We start from the raw sequence: 26,530 nt of genomic DNA, 5'->3' as shown, positions 1-26,530 counted from the left end.
CACCTCTTAAATATGGTAAACATCAATCACCTGACGAATGTAATCGTTATTCAGACGCACGGTTTTACGGGTAATTAACGGTTTGCCGTCGCTTTCAGCCAGCGTGCACCAGGTGGAACCAAACCACGCATCGGTATGCTGGTATCGGTGACAATAGGTTACCCAGTTGTAGCGCACCTCAACGCCCTGCCCGCTGTGGCCAAGCAGTTCAATGTTGCTGATCATATGGGTGGTGCGCGGCTCGGGAGTACTGGCTCCGGAACGCTCGGTTTTAATCCGGTAAACCCGATCTTCAAGCCCCTCGCGGCTGGGGTAATAAATCAACGAAATTTCGCGCTGCGGATCGTCAGTCAGCTTGTCGTCATCGCCCCAGGCGGGCATCCAGTAAACCACTTTGGGGCTGTAGCAATTCAGCCATTCATCCCACTGCCGGTCATCCAGCAGTCGGGCTTCGTAATAAAGAAACTGGCGAACCTGTTCGATCGTCAACATCAGGCCACCTCCACGCGTTGAGTGATCGACTGCTCGTAACGCTGTTGCTCCTTTTCCACCGCCCTGAGCATCACGTTTTGCCAGTGATGGTGGTGCGCGATATACAGCGCCTCATCTTCCGATTTTACGCCGCTGAGCAGCGGACTGAATCCCGCCTGCCGCGCATGGTCGTCCGGTCCGTCGACCCAGTGCAGTGCGCCGCGACTGAGGTCGCTCCACGCCAGGTTTTCACCAAGGTAGCCGCGCTGGCAGGCGCTGAACTCTTCAAGATCGTCCGGCGTTCCCATGCCGCTGACGTTAAAAAAGTCTTCATACTGACGGATACGCAGCGCCCGTGCCTGGTCTGACTCACCTTTCGGCGCAAAGCACCAGATAGTTACCTCGGTTTTATCCACTGCGATCGGGCGGATCACGCGTATCTGCGTCGAGAATTGATCCATCAGATAAACGTTGGGATAGAGGCATAAATTGCGCGTTTCGTTGACCATCTGGTCGGCGCGGGACTCACCGAATTCAGCCTGCAAACGGTCGCGCTGCGGATAAATCGGACGGACTTCCGGATTCAGCAGCCGGGTCCACAGCAACATATGACCGTTATCAAAACCGTAACCGCCGCCGACGCTCTTCGACCAACCGTTAGCATCAACGGCATGCGTTCCTTCTGCGGCGTAGTTACGGCGCGACATGGTTGAGGCGTAGTTCCAGTGCACCACGCTCACGTGATAGCCATCAGCACCGTTTTCGGCCCCCAGTTTCCAGTTGCCCTCATAGATATAGCTGGACGACCCGTTAAGTACCTCCAGCCCTTCCGCTGCCTGATCGACAATGAGGTCGATAATCTTGCACGTTTCGCCAAGGTACTCTTCGAGCGGCTGTACTTCTGCATTCAGGCTGCCGAACAGGAATCCACGATAGGATTGAAACCGCGGCAGTTGCTTTAAATCGTGGGAACCTTCATGTTTGAAGGTATTCGGATAGCCGCCGGTGCTTTCATCTTTGGCTTTTAATAGTTTGCCATTATTGCTGAATGTCCAGCCGTGGAACGGGCAGGTAAATGAGTTTTTATTACCGGTTTTGCGTCGACATAACATCGCTCCGCGATGGGCGCAGCTATTAATTAATGCATGAAGTTGATGTTTTTTGTCGCGGGTGATAATAACCGGCTGACGGCCAAGCGTCAGGGTATAATAATCACCCGGCTCTGCAATTTGACTCTCATGGGCGAGAAATACCCAATTCCCTTCGAAAATATACTTCATTTCCAGATCAAATAACTGCCGATCGGTAAATATTGAACGATGGCAACGATATATATGCTTTTCACGGTCAACCATTAGTGCATTGCTGATTTTATCTTTTAATGTTGTGAAGAAATTTTTCATGAGCGAATCCTCCTGCGTAATCCAGGAATAAAACTGTTGTGAACCGGTAATTTCAGAGATTTCTCCGATCGCGACAGGATCGGAGAAAATAATTAGCGCCGCGCCTTACTCTTGCGCACGCTGGCGCGTTCCGCGCCGCTCTTCATCGGGGCTAAGCGCTTTGCACAGGGTAAAATCAAAGCGTACTTCGGTATGTTCCCCCTCCAGTCCGCGTTGCTGAATAAGCGCACGATCAGTCACCTTAACCGGATCGGCAATCAGACCATCACGGGTGGCGAAAGCGAAGTCATCCCACAGGTATTTATCGCCATTGAGATTTATCTGACTGGTCAGATGCTTATAGCCCGGCGCGGAAACGAAGAAGTGGATATGCGCCGGACGATTACCGTGGCGACCTAACCGATCCAGCAACGTTTGGGTCGGCCCATCCGGCGGGCAGCCATAGCCGGATGGCAGGATGCTACGTACGCTATAACGACCATCAGCCGTGGTACGAATACGGCGTCGCAGGTTGTATTCGCTCTGGCTTTGATCGAAGAAAGAATAGTTGCCGAGGGTATTGGCGTGCCAGATATCGACAATGGCATTGGCGACCGGCTGGCCCTGGGTATCTTTCACCTGACCGTACAGCCACATCACTTCCCCGGCATCTTTGCCATCATCCATGCGAGTATATCCCTCCGCCAGCGGCGCGTTAGCTACATACAGGGGCCCTTCAATCGTCCGTGGCGTCCCGGCTTCACGCTGCGCTGCGGCATCAATGGCATCCTGCCGCAGATCGAGGAAATGCTCCAGGCCAAGACCCGCGGCCAGCAGTGCCGCTTCCTGGCGGCCTCCTAATTCATGCAGATAATTTACCGCGTGCCAGAACTCTTCCTCTGTCACGTTATACTCATCAATCAGCGTACAAATATTTTCCAGCAGTTGGTGAATAATGGATTTAAAACGCTCATCGCCGCCAGTAGTATTTAAACCCGCACTGTCACGTAATAATTTTTGCACGGCGTCTTGTTGGACAAATATATTATTCATAATCATGCTCACTTTTAATTGTAGGGTATGCGCCAGGTTTCCCTGGCACGAGGTCAGATAGTGTTTATTTTAGCGATCGTCCTGGCGAATTGATGAGGGGTGACGGCAAAGCGCCTCGACGCGAATTTGCATAAAGGAATATAATGGTAAAGCCATTAAAATTTGATGCAGTTCATCCACATCCTGGACGTCAAAAATACTGACGTTGGCGTACAGACCGGCGACACGCCAGATATGTCGCCACTTGCCTTCCCGCTGTAATTGCTGTGAATAGTTTTTTTCCCGCAGTTTAATCTCCTCTATTTCATCGGCTGGTAATCCCGGCGGAATATTCACGGTCATCTCGACTTTAAATAACATGATGATCCTCCATTACACTTTGCGGCTATAAAAGCGCAATTTTTCTTCATCCAGCTCAACACCGAGCCCCGGCGTTTGCGGCAGAACGACCTGCCCTTCGGCAAACGTTAGCGGGACGCTGACCACGTCATCCTTGAGCAACAGAGGGCCAAACATCTCGGTACCCCACTGAAGCGGCAGTGTTGACCAGGCATGGAGCGACGCCACGGTGCCGACGGTCCCTTCGAGCATGGTACCGCCATACAACCCGATCCCCGCCGCCTGCGCCACTCTGGCTAACGCCAGTATGCTGTTTGGCCCGCCCGCTTTAGCAATCTTCAGCGCATATGCTCCGCAGAACCCTTGCTGAGCCAACCGATAGCCATCGTAGTGAGTCGCGACGGCTTCATCGGCCAACATGGCGGTGTCGATGTGCTGACTGAGCCGCACCAGCGCGGCGCTATCCTGGGCGCTGACCGGCTGTTCAATCAGGTCTACCCCCATCGCCGCCAGTTCGCGACACCCCTTTGCCGCCACGGTGGCATCCCATGCCTGATTGACGTCAACGCGAATACTGGCCCGATCGCCCAGCGCCTCAACAATTGCCCGGGTATGTCGCAGATCGGTCGTCAGCTCGCGAGCGCCAATTTTTAACTTAAATGCCTGATGGCGACCTTCCGCCAGCATTCTTTCGCCTTCCGCAATATCTTTCTCTGTATCGCCGCTTGCCAGCGTCCACAGTACCGGTAGCGTGGTTGTCAGCGCCCCGCCCAGCAGAGCCGAAACCGGCATATTCAGCGCCTTACCCTGCGCATCCAGTACCGCGGTTTCGATGGCTGATTTGGCGAACGTGTTGCCTTTAATGGCGCGGTTCATCCGCTCGGTCAGGGCATTGAGATTATCGGCTGGCTGGCCCTTCAGCAACGGCGTCAGATAATCGTTAATCGCCGACGCGATCCCTTCCGGGCTTTCAGCGCCGTAGCTCAGACCGCCGATGGTGGTGGCTTCGCCAATCCCGCAAATGCCATCCGAGCGCGTCATGCGGATTATCACCAGCGTCTGACAGCCCATTGTGGCCATGGAGAGTTTATGCGGGCGAATCGTCGGAACATCTACCAGCCAGTGTTCAATTCGTTCAATGGTCGCGGTCATCTTGTTTACCTGCTCATAAAATACATAACTTTTCATGCCCCTGAACATAACGTGGGGTAACGGTGCTTTTGACAATAGGTCTGCATGATGGAGACGGTCAACGGCGATAATCGAAATGTTGTGCGATTATCGACGCATATGTTAAATCGAGGTTAATAGTGTGATCGTTGTGGTAAAACCAGCACAAGGAATCGCCGCGTTTTTTACCCGCGATATAGTGATGTTCCATGCGCGGTGTCTTCCATTATTAAAGAGGGGTTATATGCGAGAAAAAAATCCAGATGCTCTCATCGCCTGTCAGTTGGAGCACAACCCTAATTTTATGTTATCGCTGGCGCGAGGGCTTGAAGTCCTGAGCGCTTTCACCCCTCAGCGTCAGCGCCTGACCATCTCCCAGCTCAGCCAGAAAACGCAGATCTCCCGGGCCGCGGTGCGTCGCTGTCTTTATACCCTCGCCGCACTCGGTATGGTGCATAGCCCGGATGGACGCAGCTATGAACTGCTGCCGCGCGTACTGGCGGTTGGCCACGCCTACCTTGCCGGTACGCCGCTGGCAAAAGCGGCGCAGAGTACGCTGGATAATCTTGGTAAAACCCTCGGGGAAACCTGCTCTGCCGCCACTTTAGATGGCGATAACGTGTTGTATATTGCCCGCGCGGCGGTTAATAATCTGCTGAGCGTGGATATTGGGCGGGGGAGTCGTTTACCGGCGTGGGCCACTTCAATGGGGCGCGTCCTGCTGAGTGCCCTGCCGGAAGCGCAGCTTGAGGTGACGCTGTCACGTGCGAACCTGATTCGCTATACTCCGCATACGCTTTGCGACGCCTCAGGATTACGCGAAGAGATCGCCAGAGTGCGCATGCAGGGCTATGCCCTCGCTGACCGACAAATCGAGGTGGGGCTATGTTCCCTGGCGGTACCGCTGCTCTCCCGTAGCGGTCAGGTCATGGCGGCGCTTAACGTGGGTGTTCCGGCGGGATGTACCAACGCCAGCGCACTGAAAGAAAAGGCCCTTGCACCGCTGCGACGGGCAGCGATGGAGCTCTCTCTTCAGCTCTGAAGGGGAAAATTCAACGTCAGCGTTTCTCCCCATGCGTCCGCTGAATTGCCGCGCAAAATGCGCACCGCCATTACTTTCCCGCTTCGGGATGGGTATCAAACGCCGCCATCACCGCCGCCAGTTCTGCTTCGCTAAAACCATATTTAGCGTCATTCACGCCGAGATCAAAGTGACTGTGCAGGGCGTCATACAGCGCCGGGACATCCGGGAAATCCATCTTCTCAACCACATGGTTTTTGTCCCAGCGGGTAAAGTGGAAATTGGTTAACGTCATTTTGCCACCGTCCGGCAAATGGCGGCACATCAGCAGATGGTGGCGGAAGTGCGATTGCGGCCAGTGCGCCGACCAGAAATTGCCCATCACATAGTCAGACGCATACTGGCGACCCAAATCAAAATGGTACATCGACTGCCAGTGACCATGATGACAAAACTGCAACGTCCACTCATCCGCTTCATAAATCAGGCGATATTCGCCGTGCGGCGTGGCTTGTTCAATATCAGCCAGCAGTTTAATCGGCGCGGTCAGGGTCTGACCACCAAAACCGACATCGGCAATCCAGCGTTCGCCGTCAACCTCCACCAGCAGCAGGCGATGGGTGCGCGGCGGCATATGCGGTGGACTGGCCAGTACCACCCGCCCCAACAAACTGCGAACATGAAAACCCATCTCTCGCAGCGCTCTCTCGAATAGGCCGTTTTGCTCAAAGCAGTATCCGCCACGTCGGGCATGAATCAGTTTCTCTTCCAGCGTCCGATCGTCGAGATGCATCTCTCTGGGCAGTAAAACATCCAGATTCTCAAAGGGGATGGCGCAATTATGGTGGAGATGCAATTCACGCAGAGTGTGAATGGACACATCCGGCCTCGCCGTCCAGCCCAGCCGGGAAAAATACGCGCTTAAAAATGGACTCATCAATCTCTCCAGCAATCGGTGTCCGATATTTATAGCTTATTTTTCCACCCGACCGTGTTTTTTGTTCAACGGATTCTACCCCCGGGCGCCTCGCTGCATCAATGCCAGCGCGCTGAGCATTAACCCAAGACCGGTAAACAGCGTCAGCGAGGCCATCGCCATTCCTTGCCCTACCGACCCCTGTTCAAACTGACGCCAGATAAATACCGCCACAGTTTGCGTTCCGGCCGGCGCCAGCAGCAGGGAGGTCACCAGCTCGCGGGAGGCGATGGCAAACACCATCAACATCGCCGCCAGTAGTGCCGGAAATACCAACGGCAGCACGATCAAACGCAGTGCCTGCAACGGCGAAGCGCCGTGCACCCGTGCCGCAGGTTCAAGATTATTGCCCAACTGGCGCAGCGCACTGCCGACATAACGCACGGGCCAGGGCAGCAACAGGCAACAATAGGAAAGCAGCAACATAAACCCGGTGTTATAAGGTGAAACCGGCCAGAATGGCTGATTCCACAGCAGAATAAGCCCGACGCCCACCACCACTCCGGGCAGCGCCGCGGGCAATAGTGATAATGCATCGATAATCGCGCTCCCTTTCATTTTTTGTACCTGCACCAGCCAGGCGGCCAGTAAGCCAATAAGGCCGACGATCAATGCTGAGGCCAGCGCCAGAGAGAGACTGGTTCCCAGCGCTGACAGCGCGTCGCCCTGCTGAGCAAACAACGCGTCGAAATGGCGAAAGGTAAAGTTGTCACGGTGCAGACCGCCAGATAACGTTCCCGTCAGGCTGGTCAGCAGCATGGAGGCCTCGGGCAGCGCGACCGCAAGGCCGCCAACGCAGGCCATCAGCAGCACTGCCGGCGTGACCAGCCAGCCCAGATCCGCGCCGCTATTTTCTCCGGGTTTGCCAATCACGCTGGTCACCTCTGTATCGCCAACCAGCCGCTTTTGCAGCCACCATGCCAGCAGCGCCACCGCAATCAGCAATAACGACAGCAGCGAGGCGCCGGGCAGATCGATGGGCCAGTCGGCGAGCTTTTTCTCTATCCCGACAGTAAGCATCACCAGCCCCGCCCGTGACCCAAGTGCCGCCGGAACGCCGTATTCTTCAATCGCCAGGGTAAAGGCCAGCAGCATCCCCGCCGCCAGCGCGGGGGAAAGCATCGGCAACGTAATGTGCCAGAACGCCCGCCATGCGCTGGCTCCGTGGACTCTGGCCACTATCGCCAGTCGTTGGCCGCTGGCCAGCAGACTGCGGGAAACCGCAAAATAGATCACCGGGAAGATATTGAGGGTCATCACCAGTACGATCCCGTAGCGGCTGAAAAGCAGATCGTTGAGATCCCAGCCGGTCAATTGTTGCAGATAGCCATTGCTTTGCAGCATTAACGTCCATGACAACGCGGCAATATAGGGCGGCGTAAGAAACGGGATCAGAAACAATACATCCCACAGACGCGGGAGTGGCAGATTGAATAATCCGCGCAGCACGCCCAGCGGCAGGCCAATCAGCATGCTCATCAGCGCCACGCCACTGGCCACCCAAAGCGTACCGCCAAGCATTGTCGGCAGTTGCGGGTCGGCGAGCAGCGCTGATATGCCGCTCAACGCCCCAGTCAGTCTACCGGCGCTGAACTGGGGAAAAATCGCCTGAAGAAGAATAAAGAAAAGCGGTAACGCTACCAGCACCAGTAGCGCCGTCAACGTGATGCCGGAAATCAGTTTCTGTTTCACGGTATATTCCTGAAAATACGCGACGCCTCCGGCAACGCTGGCCCGGATAAAAATCCCGCTCTCGGTAGCGAAGACGTAAAATTTATTGTGCGAAAAGCGTATTAAAGCGAGCAAGCACAGCGCGGCGTTCGCTGTTGCCATCGCTGACGGTTGGCAGAATTTTCAGTTCATCAAGCGGTGGGCGTTTCGCCTGAATATCACTACGGGCGGGCATCAGCCAGGCGTCGGCAACCATCGTCTGCCCCTCCGGCGACAGGACATAATCGACAAAGGCTTTGGCATCGTCAGCATGCTGTGTGGTTTTGAGGATCATCATCGGACGCGGGGCCGTCACCGTACCGCTTGCCGGGAAAATCACCTTCAATGATTCCCCCTGATGGATATTGCCATAAGAGACATAGTCCACCGCGCCGAACACCGCCGCTTTTGCCCCCTGCATCACCGGCGTGACCGCCTGGGCATTTGGCCCGCTGATCACCATGCCGTTCTTCTTCAGGTCGGCAAACAGTGTCCAGGCCTTTTCGCCCATGCCATTCTGTAAGCCGATCAGCAGATCCAGCGAGGCGCCGGAGAGTGCCGGATCGGGCGTCGTCACGTTGTCTTTGAAGGCGGGTTCGGTGAGATCCCGCCACTCCTTCGGCTCCGGGGTGCCGCTTTTGGTATTCCAGACGATCCCCAGCGCAGCAATACCTTGTGCGACATAATCGCTACTTTTTAGGTTTGCCGGAACCTTATCGGCATTGGCGCTCTCATATGGCAGCAGCCAGCCGCGGTTATGCAAATCCTCTGCGGTATCCCAGGAGGCGGAGATCAGCACATCCGCCTGTGGGTTAGCCTGTTCGGCTTCAAGTCGCGCCATCACCTTGCCGGTCGTGGCCTGAAAAATATTCACCTTCACGCCGGTTTTCTTCTCATAACCGCTGGCAAGTTTTTTCGCCAGGGAGCCCGGACCGGCGGTATATACGGTGAGCGCATGGGCGCTGGATATCATGGTGGCCGATAACATAATCGCGAACGCAACTCCTTTCTTAACGGTGATAACGGTTTTCATGCGAGTTCCCCTGAGGATGACGTAACGGTACGGACGGCGGCAATGCTGCCCGCAGAGAGATGAATAATCTTGTCGGCTAACAGTTCAGCTTCGCGGCGATCGTGGGTGACGTAAACGGCAGTGATGCCAAGCTGACGCAGCAGGCGACTCATTTCCACGCACAGCGACTCGCGCAGTTCGCTGTCGAGATTGGAAAGCGGCTCATCGAACAGCAGTACACGCGGTTCCGCAACGATGGCGCGAGCCAGAGCGATCCGCTGCTGCTGACCGCCGGAAAGCGCGGACGGTTTCCGATCCGCAAACCCGTTCAGCCCAACCATTGCCAGCGCCTCATCGACTCGCTTGTGTCGTTGGTGACGCGCAACGCCGCGCATACGCAGCGGAAAAGCCACATTCTGCGCGGCCGTCATATGCGGCCACAGGGCATAATCCTGAAAAACCATGCCGAGATCGCGCTTCTCCGGCGGCATTCCCCAGCCGCTTTTCGCCACCAGACGATCCCCGAAGTGAATCGTGCCGCTGGCCGGTACGATGAGCCCGGCTAACAGTCGCAGCAGCGTGCTTTTGCCGCAACCAGATGGCCCCAGCAACGCGACAATGCTGCCCGCATTGATATGCAGATCGAGCTGATTAAGAACGGTATTGGTGCCGAAGGCGAAAGAAATGCCGTCAAGTTTGATCGTGGTAAGCGTGCGCACAATCATCCTCCCCCCAGGAAAAATGATGTTCTACCCGCGGTCAACACCCGCAGGCCCACGCTCACCTGTGACAAATACAGGGGAGCTAACATATTGTTATCCTCTTTGGGACTTTGTGATGCCGACTATAGGGCGACTGTATGACGTATTGATTACATTTCCATTGCGGATTAACGTGTTGTCTGGCATCAGCCCAATTTATCAAGGAACGCATATGAGCCGTTTTCGCCACGTGGAACTCCAGTACGCCAGCCGCCTGCTTAACCATGGTCCGACCATTCTGATCACCAGCTATGACACGCGTTCCCAGCGCCGCAATGTGATGGCCGCCGCGTGGTCGATGCCCGTGGAGTTTGCGCCTCCGAGACTGGCGATTGTGGTGGATAAAAGTGCCTGGACGCGAGAGATTATTGAGCGCAACGGCACCTTCGGCATCGTTGTTCCTGGGGTGGAGGCCGCCAGTTGGACGTATGCCGTCGGTAGCATCAGCGGGCGTGATGAAGATAAATTTAACGCTTACGGCATTCCGGTCGTGCAGGGCCCGGAACTGGGATTACCGCTGATTGAAGAGAAGTGTCTGGCGTGGATGGAGTGTCGGCTATTGCCGTCAACGGCGGCCATGGAGCAGTACGACACATTGTTTGGCGAAGTGGTTTCCGCCGCCGCCGATGAACGCGCCTTTGTCACCGGACGCTGGCAGTTCGACGATGATAAAATCAATACATTGCATCATCTCGGTACCGGGAATTTTGTCGCCAGCGGCCGCCACGTGCGGGCCAATACCCCGGAAGCGTAGCCGCAAACAGGGCAAACGTTAACCCGGAGAGAGGCGCGGCACTCTCCGCGGAACGGCTGTATAGCCAAATCATCAACTCAGAAAGGAACTCGCGATGAGCATACCGCAGACTCAGGCTCAGCTACTGGAAGCTATTGAGAAAAACTTTGCTAAATTAGCCGGTTATCTGGCGCATATCCCTGAAGATAAAACGGAGGAAAAGACCCTTCCCGGCCATGCGCAAGGTACCATGATGAGCGTTCGCGATCTGGTTTGTTACCTGTTGGGATGGAACGAACTGGTTCTCAAATGGCTGGCGCACGACGCTGCACAACAGCCCATCGACTTCCCGGAGACCGACTTTAAATGGAACCAGCTCGGGCTGCTGGCGCAAAAGTTCTACCTCGATTACCCTTCGCTGGACTACCCTTCGCTGCTGACCGCCCTGCATCAGGCGAAACGGCAAATTATCGCCCACATTGCAGCACGTAACGACGACGCGCTCTACGCGCATCCCTGGTATGGCAAGTGGACGCTGGGGCGGATGATTTCACTGAATACCTCATCGCCTTATACCAACGCCTGCGCCCGATTGCGTCAGTGGGCAAAGGAACAACATGTATCCTTAAAATAATGCCGGTTTTTAACACGAACGCGGTAGACAATACGCCCATGTTGAGCGCCATAACCGGGAAGCCCGCGATTACATGCTGTAGCCGGGCTTCTTAATCAATTGCGCCATCTGTGGGGCGATGTCGCTGTCCCAGACCTGCTGCCAGTCGCTCGGTTCAATCTGTTTCAGGGCCACGCTCACCGAACTTTCTTTGCTGTTCAGATGGCGAATCAACACCTCGGTAATCTCGGCGGCCAGCGCCGTTTTTTGTTCATCATTCAGATCGCGGGGAAAACATTTAATATCCACATGCGGCATAGCAGGCTCCTTATTATCAGAATAATAAAACTATCATAGCAGGCAACGTTTGATTCTCTTTTTATATTTTAAATTCGTTCCGTGCGGCATTTCGTTGCCCCTGCCGGAGACGTTGATTATATGCTTTGCGTGGTAGATCCGTTGCTTCGCATCCAGCGCCTGCGAAGCAGTGAGCTTTTAGTAGGTGATCCCTGGTGGATTGACCTGCGACTGTGTCACCTCTTCGCCCTTCTCGCCCCAGCGGGCCAGTATCTTCTGGTACTCTCCACGAGCAATAGCGCCATTTAACGCCGCCTGAAGGGCATACACCAGCCCGTTTCCCTTTTTAGTGGTGGTCGCAACATAGGCTTTCTTCGGTCCCAGCCCAACGACTTTCGTTTTGCCGCTTAACGCGGTTTTATAAGCCGCCGTCGACTGAGGCCCAAAGAAAACATCAGCCCGCCCGGACTGAATATAGAGGTTGCCTGAAGCATCATCGGTTAAATAAACCGGTAGCGCAGGTTGACGCCCGGCGGCTTTGTTTTCGGCATTCCAGCCAAGCAAAATCCGCTCCTGATTCGTTCCTGAACCGACAATCACTTTTTTACCGGCGAGATCCGCCGGACCGCTGATGTGGCTAATATCGCTGGTTGATTTAACAGAAAAAGCCAATGAATCGACGCGATAAGTCGCAAAATCAAATTTCTCTTTGCGCTGCTCGGTCACGGCGATATTGACTAACGCCACGTCATAACGCCCGGCAGCGATCCCCAGCGGCCAGTCTTCCCAGGCGGTGGGCACCAGTTTCAGTTTGAGTCCAAGGCTCCCGGCCAGCAGCCGGGCAATATCGGGATCGCTGCCAATACGCGTGCGATTATCGCTGGCCAGAAGCGCCAGCGGCGGTGAATTAAGCGCCGAAATAGCCACCGTCAGCGTACCCGGCTCAACAAATTTATAGTTTGCCGGGATCTTCGCGATCGCCTGCTCATCGCGGATGACCGGTAGCGGCTGTTCATTGGCGCGCAGATCGATGGCTGCCTGCACGCCTGCAGACAGGGTGAAGAGCGCGAGCGCTAAAAGTCCTTTTTTCATGCCGGTAGCACCCTCGATAAAAATTGCCGTGTACGCTGCTGCTGAGGATGGTTCAGCACTTCATCGCTGCTGCCCTGCTCAACAATTTTTCCGTCAACCATAAACACCACCTGATCCGCCACCTCTTTAGCAAAACCAATTTCATGCGTCACCACGACAAGAGTAGTACCGGAGCGCGCCAGCTTTTTAATAACATCCAGCACTTCGCCCACCAGCTCTGGATCAAGCGCGGAAGTCGGTTCATCGAACAGAATAACCCGAGGGTTGAGCGCCAGCGCTCTGGCAATTGCGATACGCTGCTGCTGGCCGCCGGAAAGGTGCCGCGACCAGGCATCGGCTTTATCGCGCAACCCCACCACATCCAGCAGTTTATACGCCTGCTCGACCGCCTCTTTACGGGTCGCCTTTTTATGGGCGACAGGCGCTTCAATCAGGTTTTCCAGCACCGTCAGGTGCGGAAACAAATTGAAATTTTGAAACACATAGCCGACGTTGATCCTTTGCCGAAGAATATCTTTCTCCTTTAACTCATATAGCTTGTCGCCTTTACGTCGGTAGCCGATATAGTCGCCATCAATCTGGATAAAGCCTTCATCAACGCGCTCCAGATGATTAATCGTCCGTAGCAACGTCGATTTTCCCGAACCCGATGGTCCAAGGATCACCGTAACCGTGCCGGGTTTGATTTCCAACGACACATCGTCCAGCGCTTTATGGCGGCCAAAATATTTACTGACGCCGGTAATGGAGATATGACCATTAAGAGAGTTGGACATGAGCAGGCTCCTGCGGTTGTGAGCGACGAATGGATTCAATACGACGGCTACCACGGGCGCTATTGACAGCAGAACGACGCTCACTGCGCGCCAGACCGCGTTCGACCAGATACTGAATTAGCGACAGCACACTGGTGATAGCCAGATACCAGGCAGCACCGACCATCAGCAGCGGAATAACTTCCTGCGTGCGGTTGTAGATCATCTGGATGGTATAAAACAGTTCCGGCATCGCCAGCACGTAGACCATCGCCGTCCCTTTGGCGAGGCTGATAATTTCATTAAAACCCGCAGGTAAAATGGTGCGCAGCGCCTGCGGAAGGATGATGCGCAGAGTGCGGCGGCTGGCCGAAAGCCCCAGTGCCGCAGCGGCTTCATACTGGCCGTGATCGACGCCAAGGAAGCCCCCGCGAATAATTTCAGCGGTATAGGCGCTTTGCACCAGCGTTAGCCCAACAACGGCGGTAGAAAACTGCCCCAGCACGTTAATAGTGTCGTAGCTGGCCCAGCTTATACTGGTAAACGGGATGCCTATTGATAACTTGTCGTAAAGATAAGAGAAGTTGTAGAGAATAATCAGCACCACAATCAGTGGCAGTGAACGGAACAGCCAGATATAGCCCCAGGCGAGGCTGCTTAACAACCACGAACTGGAGAGACGGGCCAGCGCCAGCAGCCCGCCTAAAATTACGCTGAGTATCGTAGCCACAAGAGTCAGCAGTAGAGTCTGCCCCAGCCCCTCAAGGATCACCGGGTCAAAGAACCAGTGGGCGAAGACGCCCCACTCCCAGCGAGAGTTAAAGGCTACGGACTGAATCACGACCGCCAGCACCAGTAAAGCCAGCGCCGCTCCCACTGCCCGCAACGGATAGCGCGCGGGAACAACTTTAATTGTTTCATGAGTATACATATTGGCTCCTTAAGCGCTTTGGCTCAGTGCGCTGACCGCCAGCGCTTTAGTGAAGCGTAGTCGGCCATCGAACGGCGGCTGGCTGTACTCTTCCGGGTCCCGGCTGAGATCAAACTGCGCCTTATACCCCTGACTCAGATAGAGCCGTACCGCTTCCGGCTGACGAAAACCGGTTGTCAGGTAGATATGACTGTAGCCCGCAAGCTGTGCCCGACGCTCCAGTTCCTGCACGACTTTCGCCGCCAGCCCCTGCTGGCGCAGGCGACGATGAGTCCAGATCCGTTTGATTTCAGCCGTATGGTGGTCTTTCGGCTTATACGCGCCGGTCGCGATAATTTCTCCCTCCCGCTCCAGTACAATAAACAGCCCCTGCGGCGCCAGATACCATTCGGTTAGCTCGATTTCCGCATGACGGGAGAAATAGTCGCCGTAGCGTGATGCATACTCGGCAAACAGGCCCTCAATAATCGGCTGCAGTTCCGGCGCTTCCGGAGACACATCGCGGAAAATATCTGTCATACCGCCTCCCGTTAGTCGCCAAGACCGGCAGGGTTAATTTCCGAGTGCGGAATGCTTTCCACGCTTTCCCCCCAGCGATGCAGTACTTTCGCGTAGTCTCCGTTCTGGATCACACCATTCAGTGCGGTTTGCACCGGCTTAACCAGACCGTTGCCTTTTTTCAACACCACACCGATATGCGCCGCTTTAGGCCAGCCGCCATCAACGCTGCCGACCAGTTTGGTTTTCCCTGTCAGCGCTGCTTTCCACGCGCCAATCACATTGGGGCCAAAATAGGCGTCGGCCCGCCCGGACTGCAACGCCAGGGTTTGCGCAGCGTCATCTTTGGTATAAACCGGCGTAAAAGGCTTCAGTCCTTTCTTAATATTTTCGCTATTCCACGCCAGCAGGATTGCTTCCTGATTAGTGCCAGAGCCGACGATGATCCGCAGCCCGGCGATATCCTCCGCTTTATCTATTTTGTTCAACGGGCTGTTGCTCTTAACGTAAAAGCCCAGTGAATCTTTGCGGTAAGTGGCAAAATCAAATTTCTCCTTGCGCGCTTTAGTGACGGTAATATTGCTGATCGCTGCATCATATTTACCGGACGCCACGCCGAGCGGCCAGTCTTCCCACGAGGTGGGAACGACATTTAACTTCAGCCCAAGGCTGTCGGCCACCAGGCGGGCGATATCCACCTCGCTGCCAAGCAGGGTTTTGTTATCGTCTGAAAAGACGGTCAGAGGCGGCGAATTAAGCGCAGCCACCGCGACGGTCAACTCACCCGGCACTGCGAGATGCAATCCTTTCGGCAATTGAGCAATAGCCTGTGGGTTTTTCGCCGTATGAATCGGTGTTTTGTTGGCTTCCAGACTCACGCTGGTGCCGTTGATATCGACGCTCTGGGCCCATGATGAGGCGCTAGCGACCAGCGCAAATGCCAGTAACAATGATTTTTTCTGCATAGCGAGTGTTCTCTGTTATTGTTTTTCGAATTGATTGACGGGCTCAGCCAGCCCCAAACTGTCGCGTAACGTAGTGCCGGGATACGCCTCGCGGAATAATCCTCGCTGCTGAAGAATCGGCACCACCTGATCCACAAATCGCGGGAAAGTATCCGGTGTCCCGCCCTGGATAATGAATCCGTCCGCCGCGCGCTGTTCAAACCATAGCTGTAAACCGTCAGCGACCTCTTCGGCAGTACCGGCAAAGCGCGGGCGAGGGCTGGCGGCTTCCAGCGCCGCCTGGCGCAGCGTGAGCCCACGCTCGCGCGCATGGCGTTTAATCTCGTCGGTGGTGCTGCGGAAGCTGTTTTGTCCAAGATCGCCAATATCCGGGAAAGCTTCATCCAGCGGGTATTGGGAAAAATCATGATGCTCAAAATAACGGCCAAGATAATTCAGCGCGTCGTCAATTGACACCAGTGCGGCGGTTGTCTGATATTGCTGCTCCACATCCTCGGCGCTATCGCCAACGATTACGCTGACGCCCTGGAAAATATGCAGTTCATTTTCCCGACGACCATGTGCTGCAAGCTGGCTTTTGACATCACGATAAAAATCCTGCGCTTCCGCCAGCGATGCCTGATGCGTAAAAATAGCGTCGGCGTGACTGGCTGCCAGTTTTTTACCATCGCTGGAAGCGCCAGCCTGAAAAATAATGGGCCGTCCTTGCGGTGTGCGGGCAATATTTAGCGGACCCGCGACTTTAAAGAAATCGCCATGATGATTAAGCGTGTGTAGTTTATTTTTATCAAAAAACTGCCCGCTCTCTTTATTACGCACAAAAGCATCCTGCTCCCATGAATCCCATAGCCCTTTCACCACCTGCAAATATTCATCGGCGATCCGATAGCGCAACGCATGATCGGGATGCTGTGTGCGGGAAAAGTTTTTCGCCGAACCTTCCAGCGGCGATGTTACCACGTTCCAGCCAGCGCGACCGGCGCTCAGATGGTCGAGGCTGGCAAACTGTCGGGCGGTTGTAAAGGGTTCGCTGTAAGAGGTCGACAGGGTGCCGACCAGCCCTAAATGCGAGGTTACAGACGCCAGCGCGGATAATACGGTTAATGGTTCGAAGCGATTAAGGAAATGCGGAATTGATTTCTCATTAATATATAGACCGTCGGCAACAAAAATAAAATCAAACTTCCCCTCTTCCGCTTTTATCGCCGTCTGTTTAACAAAATCAAAATTAATGCTGGCATCCACCAGCGCGGCTGGATGACGCCAGGCTGACATATTTCCCGATGCGCCATGCAATATGGTGCCAAGACGCAGTTGCCGTTGTTCAGACATACTTATTCCTGCCTTTATTTAAAATTATAATTGTTGAAGCGCCTGTTCCGCCAGTTCAGCGAAATAATGCGCAGCGGGTGCAATTAAACGCTCATCCGGGTTAAATGCCGGATGGTGGAGACCAAATTCGCTGGCGCTACCGATACTGACGAACGCCCCGGGAATGTGCTGGAGATAAACGGCGAAATCTTCGCCGCCGAGATGTAAATCCGCCTGACGCGTGCGGTAATCGGACTTATCCGCCACTTCTCTGGCGAAAGTCGCCCAACGTTCGTCATTAACCAGCGCCGTCGGGCCGGCATACCAAAACACGTTGATCTGCGCCCCGAAGGCGCTGGCGAATCCTGCGGCAATTTCGCTGACCCGCGCCTTAACTCGTTGCTGTACTTCGCTATTGTGGGTACGTAGCGTCCCTTCCAGCTCAACGCTTTCTGGCAGTACGTTCCAGGTATTTCCCCCCTGGAACCGCGTTACGCTAAGCACCACCGAATCAAGCGTGTTCACTTCGCGGCTGGCGACGCTTTGCAGCAGCGTCACCAGTTGGCTTGCCAGCAGAATGGCATCTTTACCCTCATGTGGACGCGCGGCATGCGAGCCTTTGCCCGTCACTTTGAAAATAAAGCGATCGACGTTCGCGTAAAAAGGACCGCCGCGGGTGGCAAATTCGCCCACCGCCAGCTCCGGTTCATTATGCATGCCAAAAATAGCGGCAACATCCTCCAGCACCCCGGCACGAATCAGGATTTTCGCACCGCCAAAATTCTCTTCAGCAGGTTGAAATAAAACACGTACTCGTCCTGCAAGCTGTGATTCGCGCTGCTTTAGCAGCAAGGCGGCACCAAGAATCACGCTGGTATGAATATCATGCCCACAGGCGTGCATTACCCCGGTATTTTGCGAGCGGAACGGCACGCTGGTCGCCTCTTCAATAGGTAGTGCGTCAATATCGGCACGCAGGGCAATCACTTTATCGCCGGAGCCGACTTCCGCGACCACGCCGGTTTTCAGGTCGTACGGCAACAGGGTCAGCCCCCCGCTCTGTAGCCAGTCGCGAATACGCGCGGTGGTATCAACTTCCTGCAACGAGAGTTCCGGGTACTGGTGCAGTTCGCGCCGCCAGCGAATTAACTGTTCAGCAAAGCTCATTGCCGCACCTCCGTATTGAGGTGCGCCTGGGCCAGAAGACGTAAGGAATTCAGACGCGCGGTGCCTTCGGTAATGGGCGTGTCGATAATAAACTCGTCAATACGCAAGGCAGACTGTAATGCATCCAACTGCGCCTTAACCTCCTCAGCTGTACCGAACAGTACGGCCGATTTGCGACGGGCTATCCGTGTTGGCTTGCTGCCAGCCTGACGAGCAAACGCTGCGGCCTGGGCCTCGCTACCGACGGTAACACGCTGTCCATTTTCCAGTTCAACGCCCCACAGCTCCACGGCTTTCGCCAGCTCCGTCGCCGTAGCGGCATCTTCCGCCACGACCACCTGAACGGCAATAATCGCTGCGCGGTGGCTAAGCTCGCGCCAGCGAGTCAGCACCTGGTTCAGCAGTTTTTTATCGCCGTTGAGATGGGCTGCGAAGACAAAGTTCCAGTCAAGCTGCGCCGCCAGTTCTGCGCTCTCGATGCTGGATCCAAGAAGAAAACCTTCGGCGCGACACGGCGGGATCGGCGTTGCGCGCACGCTCTCATCGCTCTCGGCATAGGTTAGTGACAACCAGTTATCCAGTTGTGCCAGTTGGTCAGAGAACGTGCCCTTTTCCTGCGGGTTGAGCCCCTGCTGTAGCGCGCGGGTGGAGAGCGGCAGGCCGCCTGGCGCTTTGCCGACGCCAAGATCGACACGGCCCGGAGCCAGAGTGGAGAGCATATTGAAGTTTTCCGCAACCTTGTACGGGCTGTAGTGTTGCAGCATTACTCCGCCGGAGCCGACGCGAATTTTGCGAGTCTGCCCGAGTATCCAGGCGATTGCCAGTTCCGGCGACGGACTCGCGAGCTGGTCGGTATTGTGATGTTCGGCAATCCAGAAACGGTGATATCCCCAGGCTTCCGCTTGTTGCGCGAGCGTTAATGTACGCGCCAGCGCCTGGGCAGCCGTCTCCCCGGCCGCTAGCGGACTTTTATCCAGTATACTGATTCGATAAGACATTTTGCAGGCTCATATCAATTAACATGCCTGCATTATGAGAAGCGCACGGAGTCTGTGAGAAACAATTTATTTACATGTGCTCTGCTAAAAATTAGATATGCGAAATCCGCAGCGGTATCAAAGACTCGGGAGACGAGGGCGTTGGGCCTGTTCCGCGCTCAGCTCAGGTGCTGCAGCTCGCGCACCAACGCCTCGGCCTGCTGTTGGTTGCGTAAACGCACAAAGCGGATATGTTGATACTGCGGATCGAACATATCCGCCTGATAGCGCTGGCGATTCTTACGCCAGGTTTTCAGCGTCCAGAGAATAATGGATTCGCGACTAAAGAAAGAACGACGGAACGTTTCGCGATTGCCGGTACCTGGCCACAGTTCTTGCTGGTGAAAAGCACGGGAAACCGCTCGCGATACCGCCTGGCGGAGGGTGCGCCAGAAACCGTAATCCACCCACACAACGAGATCCACATCGCGCCATTTTACCGGACGACTGCGGTTGTAGTTGCCGTCAAGGACCCAGCCAGGTCCGGCGGTAGCCGCGGCGAGTTTAGCGAAAAACAGATCATCTGGCGTGCCTTGCCACTGAGGTAACCAGTAGAGTACATCCATTTCGATATAGGGTAATGACAGTTCCTGAGCCAGCCGACGCGCGAGAGTAGATTTGCCGACGCCGCTGGTCCCTACTACATTGATTTTCATCGTTGTCTCTCGGGCAAATGCGGGCCGAGCATCATAGCGTAATTACCACAAAACGATGAGCAAAATTTTTCCGGCGTCCTCCCGGCGCGCCTTCTGCGCTGAGCGATCCGATCTCCTTGATCTATAAGCAAGTGCTGTCTCGTCATGTTTTACGTGCGTCTGTTTTGCGATGCGTGTAGGATTCTCCGCCATGCTGGCTTATCTCATTCATCAGAATGATGAGAAAGCCGGCATCACAACCTACTTCATCGACACTGACAGGAAAATAGCGACACCAATGAAGACAAAACATTCTGGCGTGGCGGAGCAGCACGCCGCGAAACGCCACTGGCTAAACGCGCAGGATTCCGGCTATCACAAGGCGATGGGCAACCGTCAGGTACAGATGATCGCCATCGGCGGCGCTATCGGTACCGGCCTGTTTCTCGGCGCGGGCGCACGCTTACAGATGGCAGGTCCCGCCCTGGCGCTGGTCTATCTGGTTTGCGGTATCTTTTCGTTTTTTATTTTACGTGCATTGGGCGAACTGGTTCTTCATCGCCCTTCCAGCGGTAGCTTCGTCTCCTACGCCCGTGAGTTTCTCGGTGAGAAAGCGGCCTACGTCGCGGGCTGGATGTACTTTATTAACTGGGCGATGACCGGGATTGTCGATATCACCGCCGTCGCATTGTATATGCACTATTGGGGCGCATTCGGCGACGTTCCCCAGTGGGTTTTCGCCCTCGGCGCGCTGGCGATTGTCGGCACCATGAATATGATTGGCGTCAAATGGTTCGCCGAGATGGAGTTCTGGTTTGCGCTGGTGAAAGTGCTGGCGATTGTTATCTTTCTGGTGGTGGGGACTGTCTTTCTCGGCAGCGGTAAGCCGCTGGACGGCAATGCCACCGGTTTTCACCTGATCACCGATAACGGCGGCCTCTTTCCGCACGGCCTGCTGCCAGCGCTGGTGCTGGTACAGGGTGTGGTTTTCGCCTTCGCTTCCATTGAGCTGGTGGGCACCGCCGCAGGCGAGTGTAAAGATCCGCAGACCATGGTGCCGCGCGCCATTAATAGCGTGATCTGGCGTATCGGTCTGTTCTACGTTGGTTCGGTACTGCTGCTGGTGCTGCTCCTGCCGTGGAACGCCTACCAGGCCGGACAGAGTCCGTTTGTCACCTTCTTCTCAAAGCTCGGCGTACCCTATGTTGGCAGCATCATGAATATCGTGGTGTTAACCGCCGCCCTCTCCAGCCTTAACTCCGGCCTCTATTCCACCGGGCGTATCCTGCGATCCATGTCGATGGGGGGATCCGCACCGAAGTTTATGTCGAAAATGAGCCGTCATCACGTCCCCTATGCCGGCATTCTGGCGACGCTGGCGGTCTATGTGGTCGGGGTGTTCCTCAACTATCTGGTGCCTTCACAGGTATTTGAAATTGTCCTTAACGTCGCCTCGTTGGGCATTATCGCGTCGTGGGGATTTATTGTGATTTGCCAGATGCGTCTGCGTCAGGCCATAAAGGAAGGAAAAGCGGCGGATGTCAGCTTCAGGATGCCAGGGGCGCCTTTTACTTCCTGGCTGACTCTGTTGTTTTTACTTAGCGTACTGGTGCTGATGGCGTTCGATTACCCGAATGGCACTTATACTATTGGCTCAATTCCGCTGATTGCCGTATTGCTGGTGGCCGGGTGGTTTGGCGTGCGTAAACGCGTGCATGCTATTCACAGCACCGCGCCAGGTATTGAAAAGCAGTAATCAATCACGTTTACGGTTTGCCCCGGTGGGCAAACCGCTACTTCAGGACTTAATTATCTTCCACCAGTTGCGCAACGTCGCTGCTGTTAATCTGGCGTTTATTGCCTGATTCATCGGTATAGCTGGTCATGCCGGTATCTTTATCCAGCTTTGGTTTGCCTTGCGTTACAATCGTCTGTCCGCTTTTCGTCGTCATCACATAGTTTGAGCTACAGCCCGCCAGAAGAGCCAGCAGCGTGCCAGCGCAGACAACCATTAATGATTTTTTCATCTTTTCTCCAGAATGAATATCCCTTTCCCGCGAAGGCAGGAAAGTCTTAAGTGTATAACCATTATATTTACCCGGCTAATAAGTGTTTGTAACAGAAGGTGATTCAGGAAAAAAGCAAGGATGACCTCTTCGCGCAGCATAGTCGCAAGTGCTGTTTGCAGCAGTCACCCGGCGGCGCTTCGCTGACGGGAAATGATGGATTTTACAGGCCGGATAAGGCAAAACCGTCATCCGGCAAAAATGCGAGTACAACTCACAGGAGGGAATTTTCCCTCCTGTCCAGATCACAGTGCAATGCGGATAACATCATCCGGTTGGGTGGCTTCTTTCTGGCGCGTTGATTCCTGCTTCACGCTGACGTACAACGTTTTACCATCAGGTGAGAGCGTCAGGCTGTTCGGATGCGTCGGGGTTTTGAAGGTTTTAACCACTTTGTAAGTCTTACCATCAATCACGCTCACTTCACCGGCTTTGCGATGGGTCACGTAGGCCTCATTGCGGGCCGGGTTAAACAGCACCGCCAGCGATTCTGGCGCGGCGATTTTCTCCAGCACGTTACCATTGCGCGTATCGACCACCAGCACGTCAGGCTGCTTACTGTCGGTGATAAAGGCACGATGCCCGGCAGTATCCAGGCTCAGGTTCAGGTAGAAGTGCTCTTTCCCATCATCCAGCAGCTTCTTACGCGACAGGATCTTGTTGGTTGTGCTGTCGATTGTCACCAGTTCGCCATCGGCGTTCGTGGTGTAGATACGGTTCGCCTCCGGGTCCACCGCCAGGCCTGTCGCCATCGCGCCGGTATTGGCGATGGTATCTTTTAGCGTCAGCTTATCGCCATCAACCACCCAGATCACGCTCTCTTTGCCCAGACCGGTGATATAGATCGTGTTCGTTTTCTCATTAACCGCCAGTTCACGTGGAGCCAGCGGACGCACGGTTTCGCTACGCTCACGCGGATCCAGCACCAGACGCCCTTTCACTTTGCCGGTTTTGGCATCGATAGCTGTTACCGTGCTGTCAAGGGTATTGCCAAACCACAGCGTCTGGGTGGCGTTGTTGATGGTCGCGCCAAACGGTTTCAGATCGTTATGAATAATTTGCGTCACGTCGAGCGTCGTTGGATCGAGACGATAAACAATTCCGCCTTTATCCAACGAACGGCTTTGCGAAGTGGCGACCCACAACGCGTTCTCCTGCTGGCTATAGGCCATTTCGTATGCCCCCTTGCCGACGGCCTTACGCAGCATTTCTTCCGCCGCATGGGCGCTGAAGCTTCCTGCCAGCAGTAACGAAGTTAACAAGAGTGAACGGCGCAGACGTGGCGCGGACAGATGACGTAATGACATGAGAACTCCCTTTGATAAAACAAATATATGCCGGGTCGATGGTGCTTCCGTGGCGCAAAATCATTGCCTTGCGCTACTCTTCGGAATGCGAATAGTAATCATTATTTATCTTAATGTGGAGCGTTAATTCTGTTTTATGCCCGGGATATCACCAACCCCTCGTCATTCGTTAACTTAAATGCCGCTAGTTCTTTTCAAAATATTTACAAACAAGTTAACATATAGCGTTATGTTCCGTTTGGTTCGTTTGCGAGTCACTTTAATGAAAATCCTTTCCGTGCGCGCCACCGCGCTGCCCTCTCTGCTTTTACCGTTTTTTGCCACGCAGCCAACGGCCAGCGCCGCTGAACAAACCCTGCTGGTCACCGCCACGCCGTCCACGGTTTCTGAACTCGATACCCCCGCCGCCGTTAGCGTGGTTAATGGCGATGAAATGCGCCAGGCCGCACCACGGGTAAACCTTTCTGAGTCGCTGGGCGCGGTTCCGGGGTTACAGATACAAAACCGACAAAACTATGCCCAGGATCTGCAGCTTTCTGTTCGCGGTTTTGGTTCCCGTTCGACCTACGGCGTACGCGGGCTGCGTATTTACGTCGATGGCATTCCGGCTACCATGCCTGATGGTCAGGGACAGACGTCAAATATTGATATTGCCAGTCTTGATTCAATTGAAATCCTGCGCGGGCCTTTTTCAGCATTATATGGCAACTCTTCCGGCGGGGTGATTAATGCCACCAGCCAGACCGGCAGTCAGCCGCCAACCATTGAGGCCAGCAGCTATTATGGCAGCTTCGGCACCTGGCATTACGGTCTGAAAGCGACCGGTGCGGTCGGCGATGGAAGCCATGCGGGGGATGTCGACTATGTCGTTTCCACCAACCGTTTCACCACCCACGGTTCCCGCGACCATAGCGGTGCGCGTAAAAATCTCGCGAACGCCAAACTGGGCGTGCGGATTGATGATGCCAGCAAACTGACGCTGCTGTTTAACAGCGTGGATATCAAAGCTAATGACGCAGGCGGCCTGAGCTATGACGAATGGCAGAACAATCCGCGCCAGTCTCCTCGCGGCGATCAGTACAACACCCGTAAAACCATCAAGCAGACCCAGGCAGGCCTGCGCTACGCGCGCCAGTTGAGCGAGCAGGATGACCTGAGCGTAATGATGTACGCCGGAGAGCGCGAAACCACGCAGTATCAGTCCATTCCCCGCGATCCACAGCTCAATGCCAGCCACGCTGGCGGCGTGATTGAACTGACGCGACACTATCAGGGAATTGATACCCGCTGGACCCACCGTGGCGAACTGCTGGTACCAGTCACCTTTACCACCGGCCTTGATTACGAAACCATGACTGAGCGGCGTAAAGGTTTCGAAAACTTCGTGATCAGCAACGGTGCAGTGCAGTACGGAGAAAAAGGCAATCTGCGCCGTAACGAACGTAACCTGATGTGGAATCTCGATCCCTACCTGCAAACCCGATGGCAGCTCAGCGAAAAACTTTCGCTGGATGCGGGCGTTCGTTACAGCTCGGTATGGTTCGATTCCAATGATGACTATATTACCTCCGGCAATGGTGATGACAGCGGCGACGCCAGTTATCATAAGTGGCTACCCGCAGGATCGCTGAAATATGCCGTCACCGACGCGTGGAATCTGTATGTGTCCGCCGGTCGCGGCTTTGAAACCCCAACGATTAACGAACTTTCTTACCGTTCCGGCAACCAAAGCGGGCTTAATTTTGCCCTGAAACCGTCGACCAATAAAACCGTGGAAATTGGCAGCAAGACGCGTATCGGCAATGGTTTGTTAACGGCGGCGCTATTCCAGACCGATACCGATAATGAGATTGTTGTCGACGCCAGCAGCGGCGGGCGCACCAGCTACAAGAACGCAGGTAAGACCCGTCGACAAGGTATGGAACTGGGGCTGGATCAGCAGTTCGGCGACAGCTGGCGTTTAAAAGCGGCCTGGACCTGGCTGGATGCAACCTATCGCACAAATGTCTGCAACGATGCCAATTGCAAAGGCAATCGTATTCCGGGGATCGCCCGTAATATGGGCTATGCCTCCTTCGGCTATCAGCCCGAGCACGGCTGGTACGCAGGCAGTGATATTCGCTATTTGAGCGATATGATGGCCAATGACAAAAATACCGCGAAAGCGCCTTCATGGACGGTGGTCGGCCTGACGACCGGCTATAAATGGCACTACAGCAAGCTGGATATCGACCTGTTTGGCCGCGTCGATAACCTGTTCGACCGCCGCTATGCGGGCTCGGTTATCGTTAATGAATCCAACGGCCGCTACTTTGAACCAGCACCGGGACGTAACTACGGTATCGGTTTGGATCTCGCATGGCGATTTGAGTAAGACGCCTTTAGCGCAGCCCTATTCCAGGGCTGCGCGCTTCATGCTTAATCCACTCTCCATCACGCTTCGCAACTCCGCCTCTCGTCCACTTTCTTTCAAAGCGTTATCCTTGTCACAAAACAATGCCAATAAGGAACCACCATGACACTCCCCGTTATTATTGATTGCGATCCCGGTCATGATGACGCGATTGCCCTCGTTCTTGCCCTCGCGTCGCCTGAACTTGATGTGAAAGCCGTCACGTCATCTGCCGGAAACCAGACGCCGGACAAAACATTGCGCAATGTGCTACGGATGCTGACCCTGCTTAAACGTCCGGATATTCCGGTTGCTGGCGGCGCGCTCAAGCCGTTGATGCGGGAATTGATTATCGCTGATAATGTGCATGGCGAAAGCGGGCTTGATGGCCCGGCGCTGCCGGCCAGGCTTTGCCCCACACGCCTGTACCGCCGTAGAGTTAATGGCCAAAACCCTGCGTGAAAGCATTGAGCCGGTAACTATCGTCGCCACCGGGCCGCAAACCAACGTCGCCCTCTTGCTCAACAGCTACCCTGACCTGCATGCCAAAATCGCCCGCATTGTGATTATGGGCGGCGCGATGGTGCTGGGTAACTGGCAACCTGCGGTCGAATTTAATATCTATGTCGACCCGGAAGCCGCCGAGATCGTTTTCCAGTCAGGAATTCCTGTGGTAATGGCCGGACTGGATGTGACCCACAAAGCGCAAATCCACGTTGATAGCCGTCAATACGGCGCTTACTTAACGCTTACACAATACCGATGAGTGCTGAATGATTAATTGGTAAAACAACAAAACCGCGTCAGTTCAGCATGCCATTTTGTGGTTAAGTTTT

24 protein-coding genes and 2 pseudogenes are annotated in these 26,530 nt (G+C 54.8%); 6 read left to right on the top strand and 20 right to left on the bottom strand.

Annotation, left to right across the window (positions count from 1 at the left end; genetic code table 11):
* Positions 1-6 precede the first annotated feature (6 nt).
* The 5 genes from benB to FE839_RS18660 all read right to left on the bottom strand — a co-directional run bounded on the left by benB (position 7) and on the right by FE839_RS18660 (position 4,445).
* The gene (benB, locus tag FE839_RS18680) at positions 7-492 is read right to left on the bottom strand and encodes a benzoate 1,2-dioxygenase small subunit (protein ID WP_138362273.1); all 486 of its coding nucleotides are present in this window, start codon (positions 490-492) and stop codon (positions 7-9) included.
* Positions 492-1,874 (bottom strand): Rieske 2Fe-2S domain-containing protein, encoded by a 1,383-nt coding sequence (locus FE839_RS18675; protein ID WP_138362272.1) that lies wholly within the window; start codon positions 1,872-1,874, stop codon positions 492-494. The genes benB and FE839_RS18675 overlap by 1 nt, the downstream gene beginning before the upstream one ends.
* Positions 1,875-1,979: 105 nt before the next feature.
* Positions 1,980-2,906 carry a catechol 1,2-dioxygenase gene (gene catA / locus FE839_RS18670; RefSeq protein ID WP_138362271.1) on the bottom strand — a complete coding sequence of 309 codons (927 nt, stop codon included), beginning with the start codon at positions 2,904-2,906 and terminating at the stop codon, positions 1,980-1,982.
* 69 nt (positions 2,907-2,975) lie between these two features.
* Positions 2,976-3,266: a muconolactone Delta-isomerase gene (gene catC / locus FE839_RS18665; RefSeq protein WP_138362270.1), complete on the bottom strand. Its 291-nt coding sequence runs from the start codon at positions 3,264-3,266 to the stop codon at positions 2,976-2,978.
* Positions 3,267-3,278: 12 nt separating this feature from the next.
* Positions 3,279-4,445 carry a muconate cycloisomerase family protein gene (locus tag FE839_RS18660; protein ID WP_171034926.1) on the bottom strand — a complete coding sequence of 389 codons (1,167 nt, stop codon included), beginning with the start codon at positions 4,443-4,445 and terminating at the stop codon, positions 3,279-3,281.
* Positions 4,446-4,659: 214 nt separating this feature from the next.
* Here FE839_RS18660 and FE839_RS18655 point away from each other — a divergent pair, with 214 nt between their 5' ends.
* Entirely contained in the window at positions 4,660-5,457 is a 798-nt protein-coding gene (locus tag FE839_RS18655) for an IclR family transcriptional regulator domain-containing protein (protein ID WP_138362268.1), read from the top strand.
* 70 nt (positions 5,458-5,527) lie between these two features.
* Here FE839_RS18655 and nhoA read toward each other — a convergent pair whose 3' ends face one another.
* From nhoA to FE839_RS18635, 4 genes are all read right to left on the bottom strand, one after another.
* Positions 5,528-6,373 (bottom strand): N-hydroxyarylamine O-acetyltransferase, encoded by an 846-nt coding sequence (nhoA, locus tag FE839_RS18650; RefSeq protein WP_138362267.1) that lies wholly within the window; start codon positions 6,371-6,373, stop codon positions 5,528-5,530.
* 75 nt (positions 6,374-6,448) lie between these two features.
* Positions 6,449-8,104, bottom strand: coding sequence for an ABC transporter permease (locus FE839_RS18645; RefSeq protein WP_138362266.1), 1,656 nt, complete (start codon positions 8,102-8,104; stop codon positions 6,449-6,451).
* Positions 8,105-8,186: 82 nt separating this feature from the next.
* Positions 8,187-9,155: an ABC transporter substrate-binding protein gene (locus tag FE839_RS18640; RefSeq protein ID WP_138362265.1), complete on the bottom strand. Its 969-nt coding sequence runs from the start codon at positions 9,153-9,155 to the stop codon at positions 8,187-8,189.
* On the bottom strand, positions 9,152-9,856 hold the full coding sequence (locus FE839_RS18635; RefSeq protein WP_171034924.1) for an ABC transporter ATP-binding protein: 705 nt from the start codon (positions 9,854-9,856) through the stop codon (positions 9,152-9,154). The genes FE839_RS18640 and FE839_RS18635 overlap by 4 nt, the downstream gene beginning before the upstream one ends.
* A gap of 211 nt (positions 9,857-10,067) precedes the next feature.
* Between FE839_RS18635 and FE839_RS18630 the strand changes: the two genes are divergently transcribed.
* Both FE839_RS18630 and FE839_RS18625 read left to right on the top strand, forming a co-directional pair.
* Positions 10,068-10,649, top strand: coding sequence for a flavin reductase family protein (locus FE839_RS18630; RefSeq protein ID WP_138362263.1), 582 nt, complete (start codon positions 10,068-10,070; stop codon positions 10,647-10,649).
* Positions 10,650-10,743: 94 nt separating this feature from the next.
* Complete coding sequence (locus tag FE839_RS18625) at positions 10,744-11,262, top strand: ClbS/DfsB family four-helix bundle protein (RefSeq protein ID WP_138362262.1); 519 nt, start codon at positions 10,744-10,746, stop codon at positions 11,260-11,262.
* Between the two features lie 69 nt (positions 11,263-11,331).
* Here FE839_RS18625 and pptA read toward each other — a convergent pair whose 3' ends face one another.
* The 9 genes and pseudogenes from pptA to FE839_RS18575 all read right to left on the bottom strand — a co-directional run bounded on the left by pptA (position 11,332) and on the right by FE839_RS18575 (position 19,950).
* The gene (pptA, locus tag FE839_RS18620) at positions 11,332-11,559 is read right to left on the bottom strand and encodes a tautomerase PptA (protein ID WP_138362261.1); all 228 of its coding nucleotides are present in this window, start codon (positions 11,557-11,559) and stop codon (positions 11,332-11,334) included.
* Between the two features lie 177 nt (positions 11,560-11,736).
* On the bottom strand, positions 11,737-12,630 hold the full coding sequence (locus FE839_RS18615; protein ID WP_138362260.1) for an ABC transporter substrate-binding protein: 894 nt from the start codon (positions 12,628-12,630) through the stop codon (positions 11,737-11,739).
* Positions 12,627-13,406, bottom strand: coding sequence for an amino acid ABC transporter ATP-binding protein (locus FE839_RS18610; protein ID WP_138362259.1), 780 nt, complete (start codon positions 13,404-13,406; stop codon positions 12,627-12,629). Before FE839_RS18610 ends, FE839_RS18615 begins: the two co-directional genes overlap by 4 nt.
* Positions 13,390-14,316 (bottom strand): amino acid ABC transporter permease, encoded by a 927-nt coding sequence (locus tag FE839_RS18605; RefSeq protein ID WP_138362258.1) that lies wholly within the window; start codon positions 14,314-14,316, stop codon positions 13,390-13,392. The genes FE839_RS18610 and FE839_RS18605 overlap by 17 nt, the downstream gene beginning before the upstream one ends.
* Positions 14,317-14,325: 9 nt before the next feature.
* Positions 14,326-14,835: a GNAT family N-acetyltransferase gene (locus tag FE839_RS18600; protein ID WP_138362257.1), complete on the bottom strand. Its 510-nt coding sequence runs from the start codon at positions 14,833-14,835 to the stop codon at positions 14,326-14,328.
* An 11-nt stretch (positions 14,836-14,846) separates the two neighbouring features.
* Positions 14,847-17,111, bottom strand: a pseudogene (locus FE839_RS24930) (NtaA/DmoA family FMN-dependent monooxygenase).
* A 24-nt stretch (positions 17,112-17,135) separates the two neighbouring features.
* On the bottom strand, positions 17,136-18,257 hold the full coding sequence (locus tag FE839_RS18585; protein WP_138362254.1) for an amidohydrolase: 1,122 nt from the start codon (positions 18,255-18,257) through the stop codon (positions 17,136-17,138).
* Entirely contained in the window at positions 18,254-19,255 is a 1,002-nt protein-coding gene (locus FE839_RS18580) for an LLM class flavin-dependent oxidoreductase (RefSeq protein ID WP_138362253.1), read from the bottom strand. The genes FE839_RS18585 and FE839_RS18580 overlap by 4 nt, the downstream gene beginning before the upstream one ends.
* Before the next feature lie 158 nt (positions 19,256-19,413).
* Complete coding sequence (locus FE839_RS18575; protein WP_138362252.1) at positions 19,414-19,950, bottom strand: AAA family ATPase; 537 nt, start codon at positions 19,948-19,950, stop codon at positions 19,414-19,416.
* Positions 19,951-20,227: 277 nt separating this feature from the next.
* Between FE839_RS18575 and ansP the strand changes: the two genes are divergently transcribed.
* Positions 20,228-21,685, top strand: a complete 1,458-nt coding sequence (gene ansP, locus FE839_RS18570) for an L-asparagine permease (RefSeq protein ID WP_138362251.1) — start codon at positions 20,228-20,230, stop codon at positions 21,683-21,685.
* A gap of 49 nt (positions 21,686-21,734) precedes the next feature.
* Here ansP and FE839_RS18565 read toward each other — a convergent pair whose 3' ends face one another.
* Both FE839_RS18565 and yncE read right to left on the bottom strand, forming a co-directional pair.
* Positions 21,735-21,956 carry a YgdI/YgdR family lipoprotein gene (locus FE839_RS18565; RefSeq protein ID WP_138362250.1) on the bottom strand — a complete coding sequence of 74 codons (222 nt, stop codon included), beginning with the start codon at positions 21,954-21,956 and terminating at the stop codon, positions 21,735-21,737.
* 284 nt (positions 21,957-22,240) lie between these two features.
* Positions 22,241-23,302, bottom strand: a complete 1,062-nt coding sequence (gene yncE / locus FE839_RS18560) for a 7-bladed beta-propeller protein YncE (RefSeq protein WP_138362249.1) — start codon at positions 23,300-23,302, stop codon at positions 22,241-22,243.
* A gap of 262 nt (positions 23,303-23,564) precedes the next feature.
* On the opposite strand from yncE, the gene pqqU reads away from it, so the two are divergent.
* Positions 23,565-25,676 (top strand): TonB-dependent receptor PqqU, encoded by a 2,112-nt coding sequence (gene pqqU, locus FE839_RS18555; protein WP_171034914.1) that lies wholly within the window; start codon positions 23,565-23,567, stop codon positions 25,674-25,676.
* A 141-nt stretch (positions 25,677-25,817) separates the two neighbouring features.
* Positions 25,818-26,424 (top strand): annotated as a pseudogene (locus FE839_RS18550) (nucleoside hydrolase); the annotation flags it as partial.
* Between the last annotated feature and the right edge of the window lie 106 nt (positions 26,425-26,530).

The organism is Klebsiella indica, from assembly GCF_005860775.1.
GTDB lineage: Bacteria > Pseudomonadota > Gammaproteobacteria > Enterobacterales > Enterobacteriaceae > Klebsiella > Klebsiella indica.
This window is presented reverse-complemented; position numbering and strand designations above follow the sequence as displayed.